Here is a 12,643-nt window from a genome sequence, read left to right on the forward strand (position 1 = left end):
GAACATGAAACAAGTTTGTACAGGATTCTTTGGTCCTGTGGGAGAGAATGTCTTGTTTGAAGATGGGGATATAAATGTAACACATTTTGTTCCATCGATGCTCTATCTCATTCGGGATGGAGAGGAAGACTATGTCGTTGACACGGGTTTTTCCGACACACAGGCGCAGACACGCATCTATGGATTGGCCTTCCACAGGCAAGATTCCTATCTTGATGTCCTGGAGCGGGTGGGAATCGAACCTGGGAAGGTGAAGCATCTGATTCTGACGCATCTGCACTGGGACCATATGGCGAATCTTGCACTGTTCCCCAATGCGAGGATTTACTGTCAGTCGGTCGAATACTGGAGGGTTTTAGCCGAGCAGGATGATGTGGCAGAAACAATTCGGAGGGCAGAGTCCCGTGTCATGTTGGTCACCGAAGAATATCGGCTTTCTCCTTCTATTTTCCTGAAGCGGGCGAGTGGTCATACGGCTGGCTGTCAAGCCGTATATGTCATGGATGGTGAGAAAAGGGTCTGTATCGCGGGAGACAACGTGATGTGCCGTGAAAACCTTGAATCTGGTCGTGCGGTCGGCTTGTGCCAGGACCTCCCGGGGGCAAGAGCTTTCCTGGAGGAAATGAGGAGGATGGAGGAACAAGGAGACTTTGAGTGTATCTGTTCTCATGATTATCGCCAATTCAAGCATGGAGGAGAAAGATAATGACTGAAATGAATAAGAAGTTGGTCTGTCCTGTACTCCCCACTCCATTCACCGACGATGGCGAGGCTGTTGACTACAAACAATTCGCTCTCATTGTCCGCTGGGCGTGTGAGAACGGCGCAGACAGGCTGGTCTTGTTCGGAGGGGCATCGGAATGTTATAAGTTGAGCAGGGAAGAAAAGATCGGCTTAGTTGAAACCGCCTGTCGGGAAGCTGCCGGCTTTTCAATACCCGTCATGGCAACGTTATGCGAGCAGGGAACGAGGATTGCGGTGGAGGAAGCACGGGATTTCATCCGCGGCGGGGCCACCATGATCAACATCATGCCACCGAGTTTTGCCAATCCTTCTTCCTCGATGATCGGCGACCATGTGGAAGGAATTTGCCGTGAATTGGGGCAGGTCGCGGTTATGATCCAATATGCACCTGACCTGACGGGAAAAGGTTTGAACATCGCTTTTGTAGCTTCATTGTGTAGAAGTCATAACACCATCAATATGGTTAAGGTAGAGAAACAGCCGGTTGGTCCTGTTGTCTCATCCTTGAAAGAAATCTTGGGGCATGATACTGAGATTGCAATTGGGAACGGTGGATTCCACTGCCTGGATGCTTTTTCCCGGGGCGCAAGTAGTGTGATGCCAGGCTTGGCATGCCTGCGTTCGTTCCGTGCTTTCTGTGACGCGTTCAACAAGGGCAGGAGCCAGGATGCTGAGAATATTTACAAGCTCATGAGTGCCTATATTTTTTATAACTTCAGACATATTGAAGCCTTTACTGCGATTGAAAAACATATCTTATACAAGAAAGGGCTCCTGAAAAACTCCATAATGAGGACCCCAAGCCTTCCGGCGCCAGATGAATGGTCTTTGGCATATGTGGATAGAGTATGTAAGGAGATGGGTGAACTATGAGGCTTGATCGGATACGCAGGTTGATATCCTCAATTTCAGATAAGTATGTCCATGATAATCCAGCTGTACCTCTGCAGTTCCTGCGATTCCGCACTGATGGTTTCTACTGTAATGACAGCGGCCACTGGATGCTTGATGTCTCTGAGAAACTTCCTGACGCAGAAAATGGACAGTTCAGTTATATCATGGCGAGGACCTGGAGGGACAAGGAGGAGTCGATTGATTTCTACGTACGTTTCTTCAGCCCATGTTGGATATATCTGAATGGCAGGTTTATATACAAGTCAGATCCCATTGCCTCAATCAACCCACGCATTGAGAATAAGATTCTCCTCACATTCCATGAAGGGTGGAATGTAGTGTGTATTCGTGTCCAAAAGACAAGTGGCGGTTTTGGGCTTGAGTTCGGACCTAGTAATCCTAAATGGTTCTGGTGTCATTTTCTTGCTCCATTCCTCCAGAGACCTCAGGAAGGAGGATGGGTGTATTCTGAAACAGTCGATGTAGCGTATGAGGACTTGCACCGCCGTGTGGAGTTTTCTCCTGATGAAAGCTCGTCAGGTCTGCATTGGTTCCCTTTACTCGATACTGCAGGTAACGGTGGAAGGTTACCTGAAAGACACTATTTGGTACGTACCCGGCTCTCTGTATCTCGTCGTGTTCATTTTCATTCCGGATTTTCTGGGAACGGAGCGCGGAAAGCCTATTTAGATGGCCAGGAGATAAAGAAATGGCCTCTCGTCTTGGAAATGGGGGATTATGACCTTGTTGCTTATGATTCCGGACTGGATTTCCTACATGAAGTGTCTGGAATTCTTTGCATAAATCCATTGAATCCCCGTCTCGATACTCCCTGGGTCTTTTCTCTTCTGGTAGAAGGAGAATCCATGGACTTGGGGAAACTGGACATGCGGGTGTGGTATGAGGATTCCAGGACAGTAATGAGGCCATATGTACTCTCCGAGCGGTACGGGATCTTTAATTATCCTGTAGGTGTGACCCTCTATGGTCTCCTCAACGCAGCTCTCCATACGACTGAGAAGAATCTTATTGGCTATATTGTTTCTCATGTACGGGAGTGTGTCATGTACTACAGACGCTCCCTTAAAGATAAAGAGCTGTTCGGTTATCCTGAGATGAATCATCATATTGTGAATCTCAAAGTTCTTGATGATTGTGGATCGTTTGGGAATCTTCTTCTTGAACTTCTTCCCTATATTTCAGATCCTCTGCTTGCCACAGAAATAGAAAATCTATTGGAAGTCATAGCTTGCTTTATGCATGGTATTCAGGAAAGGCTGCCAGATGGGGTTTTCTACCGCAAAGGGGAACCTGAATACTTGGAAAACACTTTGTGGGCGGATGATACGTTCATGAGCATTCCTTTTCTAGCGAAGTATGCGGTTCATTATGGTCGTCCTGACTTTCTGGATGATGCAGTGAGACAGCTTGAACTTTTCGATTCATACTTGTGGATGGATGATAGACATTTGTATTCCCATGTGTATGAAGTGAAAAAGAAAGTACAGTTTGGGGTGCCGTGGGGCCGTGGCAACGGGTGGGTTCTTTTTACATCTGTCGAGCTTCTTTCAGTCCTGGATGATGAACATCCTGGTTATGAAAGAATTCTCTCATTGTACAAACGGGTTCTTGATGGCTGGCTTGTCTGTCAAATAGAAGATGGGATGTTCCCGCAGGTCTTGGACAGACCGGACTCCTATCATGAACTATCAGCGACAGCGATGTTTGTCTATGCTGCTTCTAAAGGGCTTCGTAAAAAATGGGTTTCTTCATCTGTTATTTCCGATGCGGTAAAAAGGGCAGTTGGTGGAATGATGCGAGGATACATGAGCGAGGGAGGCGATATTTTCGGTGTCAGCGCCGGATCTGCCTGTTCGTATTCTGATTATTACTATATGTATGAATTGCCATGGAAACGTAACGACACACATGGAATTGGTGTCGTGCTTCTGGCATTGTGTGAATTTCTGGAATATCAGGAGACAAATGATGAGACATGTGTGGCTAGCAAAGCTTAAGCAAGGGAAGAGTGAGGAATATGCGAAAAGGCATGCGGAAATCTGGCCGGAAGTGCGTGAAGTTCTTGTCGAAAGCGGTATACGTAACTATTCAATCTGGATAAGGGGCACTGAGGTCATCGGTTATTTCGAGTATGATTCAGAGGATCATCTACATATGCGACAGTCCGCAGATGACTGGATACACAGATGGAAAGATTATATGGGAAATCTTTTTCTCGAAGATTCAGAAGCAGATCCAGAGAAGTTTTCTGAAATCTTCTATCTGCTCTAAGCCGAACTGTTGGTTCTGGATGAATGGGGATATATCATCCCTGTTGATCGTGAAGGATCCCAGTTGCTGTTCCGCGTCATCGACGACTGCTACGAGAAGAAGAGCCTGATCGTCACCACCAACCTGCCTTTCGACCAGTGGGGGACCATCTTCACCAACGAGCAGCTGACCGCAACCATGTTGGACCGTCTGGTCCATCATGGACACTTGATTCAGACAGGACCGGAGAGCCAGAGGATGCGTCATGCGCTTATCCGCGACCGGCTTCCTCCCTCAAGATAAATTGGATATGTCGGATATGGAGAAGTGACCTGGCGTTCCTGGGGATATTTATCTGTCGCTACTGCCTGACTTTGCTGTACTGAAAGCTTGACACCCCACCCATCCAAGTGTATCCCATAGACACGAGATACATCGATTTTTACTTTTATGTTACATGCGGTCCCCGACATTAGGCGGGGATTTTTTATCTAGTTTTCTTAAAACAAATTTTGTCTTTGATTAGCTCTAACTCAGGATACTTTTCTTCTGCTGATGCTCAGTAAACACTTTTGTAGCCAACGCCTTTGAAGGGAGAGCCAGACCGCTGGTGATGGGAGAACGAAACCACTGACGGAGAGGAACAAAACCGTCGGGATGAATATGGCATTTTCCGATACATCCTAACACCCTAGAATGGACGACATGTCGCAAGACAAATCCATATTAGGGGGGAGTCGATGATAGACTACCTAAAGATGCTCCATCTCAGGAAACAAGGAGCAAGCGTCAATGCCATTGCCCATGCGATGACATGCAAATGGGACACGGTGGAGAGGGTCTTCTCGCGGTGCGAAAGAGTCTGGGGGAATATAGCGGACATTCCGGAGAATCTAAGTAATGAACACATCGCCGAGCAGATTTTCATTGCACGATACAAAACCGATGAGGCGTACCTGCAACCAGATGCAGAAATGATCATCGAGCGGCAAAGGCGTGGCGAACTACGAAACAATCTCTGGCTGGAGTATGTGGGGAAAGCCGAGGCACAAGGGAAAAAGGCGTATAAGATTACCCGGTTCAACGAGATTGTCAGCACCCATGCGACCAAGAATGACATGAGCATGCGCATCGGCCGGCAACCGGGGATTGAGGGCCAGGCGGACTGGGTCGGGGACAAGGCGCACATCAGTGAGCGGGACACCGGAGAAAGAATTGCGGTGCATATATTTGTACTTTCCCTTCCCTATAGCGGGTATTTCTATGCGGAGGCGTTCCGTAATGAAAAGATGGAATCGTGGATTGACGGACACCGCCACGCCTTCGCTTTCTTCGGAGGCTGTCCCTCCATCATGGTCCCCGACAATTGCCGGACGGCCATAACCCGGCCACAGAAAGGCACTGACACCCCCGCCATCATCACTACCCAGTATGCTGAATTCGCCGACCATTACGGTTTTCTCATCAAGCCGGCCAGAGTCCGCCGTCCGAAGGATAAAGCTCATGTAGAACGGACGGTCAGGATCATTGAGGAGGATATCCTCACGCCCCTGGCACGGCACAGTTATCATTCTCTGCAGGAATTCAACAGGATGCTCAGGAGAAAACTGCTCTCACGGCTTGAGAGACCGTATTCCAAGCGGACAGGGTCCCGTTCTGAGATATTCATGGCGGAGGAAAGAAAGATGCTACTGCCTCTTCCGGCATGCGAGTACCAGTCGTATACCGAGAAGAAAGCAGTAGTAAGCCGGGATACCCATATCCAATTCGACTGTGCCTATTATAGTGTACCGGTGCGATATATCAAAGAGACAGTCATTGTCAGGGCAACTGCTGAACATGTATACATCCATACCCAAATTCCGCCCAAGTTGTAACATGTTTCTCTAAAATTACCCAAAACACCTGTTCTATCGCATAAAACAAAGGTTTACTGGTTTCTTATTCACATAATACATGCTACAGTTCTGTAACATGGAAAAGCAAGATAAAGCCGAACTCTCAGAACCGAAGATCATTGATGTCTACAACAAGAAACAAGGGTACTGGTATGTCTATAAGGATTGGGCCCACTGGGATCCCGAGAAGAAGCAGACCAGGCATACCCGCAAGATTGTCGGTAAGCGGGAAGTCAAAGACGGACCCATCATCTACAACAACCGCTACAGTTCTGACTATGCGGTCGAGGAACTGGCAAAGCTCGAGGTGTCATCCACCACCCTTATAGGTGAGACTCTTGTCCTTGACGACATAGTCAGGGAGCTCGGTCTTGAAAAGCATCTGAAGGGTGCCTTCGGCAAGGATGGTGCTAAAACCATAATCGGCATGGCCGAATATCTCATATGCACAGAAAAGGCATTCTCCTGGTGTGGGGATTGGGCTGAGGGCCGCAATCCCAAGATTGAGCATATGACTTCACAGTCGGTTTCCGATTTCCTGTCCTCCCTCAACAACGACAAGAGGAACACGTTCTATGACAGCTGGATGAAGGCGAACAGATGCGTGAAGGGATATTTCTGTTTTGATTCCACGAATATCGGATGTCACAGTACAGAGACCAACCCTTTGGTCGAATATGGCTATACCCACGGACATATGGCCTTGCCCCAGGCAAACATTGCAATCCTAGCCAGACAGGACACCATGGTCCCCATACTTTCCATAGTCTACAACGGCTCCAGACACGACAGTACGACGGTAAGGAACCTCGTCGATGCCCTAAAAAAGCTGGGATTGAAATGCATCTGCATCACACTCGACAAGGGCTACTACAGTGAGAAGAACCTGCAAATCTTTCATAGCGAAGGATTTGACTACATCATATGTGTACCAAGGAATGTATCCTGGCAGTACGAGATAATAGATTCGCTGAGGGACCGGCTGCTTTCCCTTGAAGCCAGGACAGAGGTCCTGGATTCCGAAGGCAAAGAGCAGGTGGTCCAATGCATTGCCAAGCCCCTGATACGAAATGGTCGCCGTTGCTACCTGCAGGTGATATACAACCCAGCGGCCAGGGCCGAGGCAGAGAAGAATTTCATCGAGCTCTTGGCAAGGTGCAAGAAGGAGCTTGAAACCAATGAGCTGGTGGCTTCACATAAGGAACTTTACAAGCAGTTCTTTGAGGTCAGGGACACCCCCAAGAGGGGGAGGAAAGTCTTGGAAAAGGGACCTGTCATTGCAGAGTTCCAGAAGAAATATTCCGGATATTGGTGCCTTCTGACCAACCGCAAGAGATCCAGGGCAGAAATCTACGTAGCCTACCAACAGAGAAACAGTTCAGAGATCTTCTACGACATATTCAAGAACGACCTGAATGGGGATCGCATAACGGTCCATACGGTGGAGACCTTTGAGGGGAAGATGTTCGTCATCTTTATTGCCCTGACAATCTTGAGCAGACTGAAGAGCAAGCTGGCTGAAAAAAGGAAAGACAACAAGACCCTCAAAAGGCTGAAGACTTACGCACAGCTGCTTATGAGGATGAGCACGCTTTCCAAGATTTCCTTCAGGGGGAAGTACAAGCCGATCTTCAGCACACCCTCCAAACTTCAGAGGGAAATAATTGCCATGTTCGAGCTAGATTGGCCAGTCTAAGCTGGCCATGTTACAACTTGGGGCGGAATTTGGGAAAACAACCAAACCCCAAAACTAAATGGCATAATAATCAACGGTATTGGTGAAAATACGAGTGTGCGTACGTGGGATAAAAATTGACGAAATTGAGTAGTCTAAAATATCAATGAATAATGAAAAACTGGTAAGTAAGCTTCATACCAACACGTAGTTTTCGTTAACGTAGCCAATCCTTTATCTTTTACCCAAGGAGAAATGAGATGGCTACCAGACTTACCTTATACAGACGCAGCATCCTCACCCAGTACAATGCCCGAAAAGCAGGCATGACTGATTTGGTGTTCTGCAAACGTCACAAAATCAAGATGCAGGAGCTTGAATGCTGGAAAACCCTGGCTGCGACCGAGGTTGCTGAGGTTGTCTTTGCTGTCGAGGCCCAGGAGAGCAAAAAGAAACCAGAGGAGAAGACTCGCTTCTTTGACCGAGAAACCCTTTCCATGATTGAGGTCTTTTCGGGAAGACCGGAAGGTGATGACCTTTTTGCAGAAGAGATCACTCTGATAGAAAATATCCGCATGAGGGTTATGCTAAAGACAGCGAGCCTGTCCTGCACCATGAAGCATGTGGATTATCTCTACCATCTGGAGGACCTCCTCGATGCAGCCAGATAAGCCATTCATCCACGCCCTGGAAAACAGAAGGTTTTTCATTCGGACAGGCAGCACCGATTTCAGATGGGGAATCGACATGCTTGCCGCCTGTGCTGTCGCCACCAATTCGGATGCCGCGCTCAGTGGCGCAGTCTTTGTCTTCTGCAGCAAGAGCAGAAACCAGCTGAGATTCCTATTTTGGGAAGGCACAGGATGGTGGCTTTTGACTCGCAAGATCCTCACCCAGAGGTTCATGTGGCCCCAACAGAATGACGATAACATCTCCCGAGAAGCCCTCTTCGAACAGGTCAGAAGTCTTGCCGCAGACCCAGGAGAGTACCGTACAAAGGCTCTCAGAGCATGTAGCCAACTGTCCTGAATATTAAATCTAAACACATACGCCAAAAAGAATAATGTTAATTTTTATCCTGTAAAACCATTGTGTTTTCCCTCATGAAATGCTATCATTACCCATGATGGAAACTGAAGAAAACAAGCAAAAGCGCATCGATATATTGGAAGCTAAAGTGGCGGCCCTGACCCTTTCTGTGAAGGCTGCGAACAAGCAGTACGAAGGGTCTGTCCTCAGATATGGGGCCCTTGAGCAAAAGTATGGGCAGCTCGATGCCGACCATTCCAAGACCATTGGGGACTACAACAGGCTGCTTGCCTTTGTCGACAGCCTCCAGGAAAACATCTCCATCGACAAGTGCATGCTCTGGGCCGCAAAGACCGAGAAGCAGAGCAGCAAGGAACTCAAGCAGCTCAGGAAGGATCTTGCAGACTACACCCTCATCAACCAGGAGAAAATCAAGGACCTTGACATCGCCGAGGCGGATGCCCCTCCCCAGACTTCCAATGATGCCGTCATTGCCGGGATACTTGGAGACAAACCCGTGAAGCCTGAAGACGGCAAGAAAAAATGGGGGCGACAGCCTGGGGTGCAAACCTGCGGAAGGAAGATGTCCTCTTTCGATGCACTTCCGCGCCACGAGGTGAACAATGACCTCAGGGAAGTCTCAGATGCAGGGTATGCGGCCACCCTCACATTCATCAAGACTGTGGAAAAACAACAGTTTGACTATGTCAGAGGGCATTACCGTAACAAGGTAACCATAACCCATCTCTACAGTGACAAGGATGGCAAGGTTGTCTCCCTCCGCAACAAGCTGGCCCCAGATTTCGTCAAGGGCGGGAAGCTGACCAACGGGGCTGCTGCTGCCATTGTCGCAGACAAGGTCCTCTGGGGGCTCCCCATCTACCGCCAGGCAAAGCGCATCAACATGATAAACAGTTCCAACATCGTGGATGCCCAGATACTGAATTCCTATTTCCTCGCTGCAGGAGACCTGGTCACACCCATATGGGAGGATATTCTTTCCTACATCAAGGGCCAGAAGGCCATCCATGGGGATGAGACGACGCTTTTGTGCATTCACAACACGGAAAGAGAGAAGAGTGCTCTCGGCTATGTCTGGGCGCTCTCTTACCAGGGCGATGACCACCCCGCCTCCTATTTCCGCTTCTACAACACCAGGGGATATGATTGTGCAAGGGCTCTGTTTGGTGACTGCAGGGGAATTGCCCTCCAGAGCGATGCATATGGCGCTTACTCAAGCACCGCGAAGGAAATAAACGACAGCCTTGCCAAGACAATCGAACAAGAGGAAGGGGAAGAGGCCGCCAAGCAGTTCCTGCAGGATACCGAGGCTCTCCTTGAAAAAGGCATCGTACTTGCAGGTTGCCTGGCTCATGCGCGCAGAGGAATTTTTGTCTGCTTCAAAGCGATTTACAAGGAACTCCCGGAAAGCGAAGGGTTCATCACCTGCAACACCATTCTGGGGCTGATCGGCAAGCTGTATGAAATTGAGGAGACCCTGCGTGCCAAACGCCCCGGGGACAATTCGGATGAGGCTGAATTCCTGGCAGAGAGGAAAAAATTGGCAGAGCCGGTACTTGCATCCCTTGAAACGTATGCGGAAGAACGAGTTCCCCTCCATCAGGGCGAAGTGAAGCTGAGAAAGGCTCTCAACTATATCCTGAACCAGATGCAATACCTCAAGAATTATCTGGCGAGCAGCGAACTGTCCTGCGATAACAATTTCCAGGAAGGTCAAATTCGCCCCTTCGCAATTTCACGCAAAAACAGTCTTTTTGCCTCAACTGAGCGAGGGGCCCTCGCCTGGACAAAGCTCATGACCGTAATGCAGACTGCGATACTCAACAAAATCAATCCTACGCTATACCTGAAGTTCTTGCTGGACAAGATTACGGTGATAATGAATTCAGAAGCCAAGGCCAAGGATATTGACTGGTCACTGTTCCGGCCTTGGAACCTGACAGCCGAACAGCTGGAACAGGCCTGGGATACTTGAAATAGCCTAAACCCATAATCCATACATACTCTTGCATTACCTAAGCCATTCTAATCCAATGGCTGGGTGAGGTGTACCCACGTGTTGGTATGAAGCTTACACTGGTAAAATTCCACAAAATTAAGTGTTTATAAAACAAACACTTGCATAGGGTAATCTTGTATCAAGGGCAAGTTGTTATTGATGATGGATAGTCGAAATAATTGTATATGAGAGAACAAGAAGAATGGTTATGGACTCTTTTGCAAGATCGTAGAGCTTGAAAATCCTTTCCATGATTGATTGACCTTCTATAACCAAACAGCCCAATCACCGTATTCACATACACCGGTTCCATGATGCAGCTTGCCCTCGGCTTTAAGTTCCCGGAACGCGTTTCGCATTCTTCCAAGAATCTCAGGTTTTATATCCAGTGAGTGGTGGGCTGGGAACACTCGCTCAACAGGCAATGCAGCAACTTTCTCTAGGGATATTAAATAGGAGAGGGGATCAGTGGAAGGATAATAGGCGAACAACGTGTCCTTATAAACAAGGTCGCCTGTGAACAGATACTTTCGATCCTCTTCCCAAAAACACATGTGCCCAGGAGAGTGTCCGGGAGTATGTAACACCGTGATAACCCGGCCACCAAGATCAATTGCATCGCCATCGTCGAGAATACGGGTAGGAGTACCTTGAAAGAATTCATAAGTGTTTTCATCATAACCTGAAGGGGCCTCACAGCGGTCCATTACCATTTCTTTGATTTGTTCTAAGGTGAGAGGGAATCCACCGTTCAGCCAGTGCAGCTCGTCCTTATGGGCATAGAAATCGGGGAAATAACGATGGCCCCCGATATGGTCCCAATGGATATGGGTAGCGACGGCAATGATTGGTTTGTTTGTCTTTTTCATCACCTCATCGTGGATATTGCAGATACCCAACCCGGTGTCTATAAGTAGGCTGTAATCGGTGCCATTAATTAAATAACAATGGGTTTCTTCCCAGTGTCGGTATTCACTGATTATGTATGTATCGTCATCAACCGTGTCGATGGTGAACCAGTCGCTCATAGAACCTCCTTCCAGATTACGAGGGCATTGCCTAATATTTAAACAAGATACTATTTCTTCCGGATAGGAGAAAATATACCTTTATAAGCATCGGCAATTTGTGAACATAGAATTCTATCAAATTTCGATCATTTAAAATTTGTTCACATCATATCGTAATTCAACCATTTCCTTACCCATTCTATGCACGGATGTGAGCTGTAAATTTGGGCTGAGAACCTTGCGGGGAAACAATGGTTTGCCGGTTCCTAGTGTCGTGGAACCAACCTGGATGATTAGTTCATCCAATAAACCTGCGTCATAAAACTGTCCAGCTAAATCTCCACCACCTACTATCCATATGTTTTTCTCACCAGCTGTCAATCGCATGGCTGCATGAATAGGTTTTACTTCACCTTGGACGAAAGTAATATCCGCACCTTCGATAAGTGGAAGTTTTCGGGTAGAAAACACCCATGTCGGGAGGGAGTATGGCCAAGCTGAACCAGTTTCAGACCTTACCCTTGCTTCGTGGTGTACTATCCATGCGTAGGTGCTTGACCCCATCGCCAATGCTCCAACATGAGAATAGAATTCTGGATAACTGCTGTTTTCCAAATCACCAAGAGGAAATAACCAATCCAAGGAATCATCTTCAGTTGCGAGATATCCGTCGAGGCTTGTCGCGGTGTAATACTGAGTCTTAATTTTTAGACCTCCTTTATTATACATAAACCACATTGGTTCTGTGATTTCATTGTTTCATATGCAACATGGCGAATCGTTCGAATCAGTACTCTTTATAATAAAATTATGTTGTGAATTAGACAATCTAGACGTTACTCCGAAGAAAATTGTTAAATCCTGTACGTTACGATTCAGCTATTCTTACTTAGTGCCTTTGATATTTCTTCTCCAATCTTCTTTGCAACATCATTTGGTGACAAGAAGTCGGTTGATATTACTATTGAATCTAGATTAATAAAGTGCTCTCGTTCCTTGGCCCGATAGTATTTCATATATTCATCGAAAAAGGATCTCGATCTAGATTCATCTTGAGCTTTCCTTGAATACAAAGTTATATCACTTGCATCTAGATAGAAAA

The 12,643-nt window shown here is 47.4% G+C and carries 13 protein-coding genes; 10 read left to right on the plus strand and 3 right to left on the minus strand.

Translation table 11 applies throughout. The features are described 5' to 3' along the window. Positions 1-4 precede the first annotated feature (4 nt). The 10 genes from AB7C91_RS12375 to tnpC all read left to right on the plus strand — a co-directional run bounded on the left by AB7C91_RS12375 (position 5) and on the right by tnpC (position 10,507). A complete protein-coding gene (locus AB7C91_RS12375; RefSeq protein WP_428591876.1) occupies positions 5-706 on the plus strand; it encodes an N-acyl homoserine lactonase family protein in 702 nt (233 codons plus the stop codon). Continuing rightward, positions 706-1,617 carry a dihydrodipicolinate synthase family protein gene (locus tag AB7C91_RS12380; RefSeq protein WP_428591879.1) on the plus strand — a complete coding sequence of 304 codons (912 nt, stop codon included), beginning with the start codon at positions 706-708 and terminating at the stop codon, positions 1,615-1,617. Before AB7C91_RS12375 ends, AB7C91_RS12380 begins: the two co-directional genes overlap by 1 nt. Then, entirely contained in the window at positions 1,614-3,656 is a 2,043-nt protein-coding gene (locus tag AB7C91_RS12385; RefSeq protein ID WP_428591882.1) for a glycoside hydrolase family 88/105 protein, read from the plus strand. Before AB7C91_RS12380 ends, AB7C91_RS12385 begins: the two co-directional genes overlap by 4 nt. After that, entirely contained in the window at positions 3,628-3,930 is a 303-nt protein-coding gene (locus tag AB7C91_RS12390; protein WP_428591884.1) for an L-rhamnose mutarotase, read from the plus strand. Before AB7C91_RS12385 ends, AB7C91_RS12390 begins: the two co-directional genes overlap by 29 nt. A 9-nt stretch (positions 3,931-3,939) precedes the next feature. Beyond that, complete coding sequence (locus AB7C91_RS12395; protein ID WP_428591887.1) at positions 3,940-4,212, plus strand: ATP-binding protein; 273 nt, start codon at positions 3,940-3,942, stop codon at positions 4,210-4,212. Between the two features lie 437 nt (positions 4,213-4,649). Continuing rightward, positions 4,650-5,786 (plus strand): IS21 family transposase, encoded by a 1,137-nt coding sequence (istA, locus tag AB7C91_RS12400; protein WP_428591890.1) that lies wholly within the window; start codon positions 4,650-4,652, stop codon positions 5,784-5,786. Positions 5,787-6,114: 328 nt separating this feature from the next. After that, positions 6,115-7,503, plus strand: a complete 1,389-nt coding sequence (locus AB7C91_RS12405) for an IS1634 family transposase (RefSeq protein ID WP_428591893.1) — start codon at positions 6,115-6,117, stop codon at positions 7,501-7,503. Positions 7,504-7,742: 239 nt separating this feature from the next. Further along, positions 7,743-8,153, plus strand: coding sequence for a hypothetical protein (locus AB7C91_RS12410; protein WP_428591896.1), 411 nt, complete (start codon positions 7,743-7,745; stop codon positions 8,151-8,153). Further along, positions 8,140-8,511 (plus strand): IS66 family insertion sequence element accessory protein TnpB, encoded by a 372-nt coding sequence (gene tnpB, locus AB7C91_RS12415; RefSeq protein WP_428591899.1) that lies wholly within the window; start codon positions 8,140-8,142, stop codon positions 8,509-8,511. Before AB7C91_RS12410 ends, tnpB begins: the two co-directional genes overlap by 14 nt. A gap of 97 nt (positions 8,512-8,608) precedes the next feature. Continuing rightward, entirely contained in the window at positions 8,609-10,507 is a 1,899-nt protein-coding gene (tnpC, locus tag AB7C91_RS12420) for an IS66 family transposase (RefSeq protein ID WP_428591902.1), read from the plus strand. Between the two features lie 290 nt (positions 10,508-10,797). Here the strand turns inward: tnpC and AB7C91_RS12425 are convergent, their stop codons facing one another. The 3 genes from AB7C91_RS12425 to AB7C91_RS12435 form a co-directional block, all read right to left on the minus strand. Next, positions 10,798-11,559, minus strand: coding sequence for an MBL fold metallo-hydrolase (locus AB7C91_RS12425; protein ID WP_428591905.1), 762 nt, complete (start codon positions 11,557-11,559; stop codon positions 10,798-10,800). Positions 11,560-11,691: 132 nt separating this feature from the next. After that, complete coding sequence (locus tag AB7C91_RS12430) at positions 11,692-12,270, minus strand: dihydrofolate reductase family protein (protein WP_428591908.1); 579 nt, start codon at positions 12,268-12,270, stop codon at positions 11,692-11,694. A 146-nt stretch (positions 12,271-12,416) separates the two neighbouring features. Next, on the minus strand, positions 12,417-12,643 hold a 227-nt coding region (locus AB7C91_RS12435), incomplete at its 5' end, for a hypothetical protein (protein WP_428591911.1).

Origin of the sequence: Sphaerochaeta sp., assembly GCF_050256055.1 — a bacterium.
Classification (GTDB): Bacteria; Spirochaetota; Spirochaetia; order Sphaerochaetales; family Sphaerochaetaceae; genus Sphaerochaeta.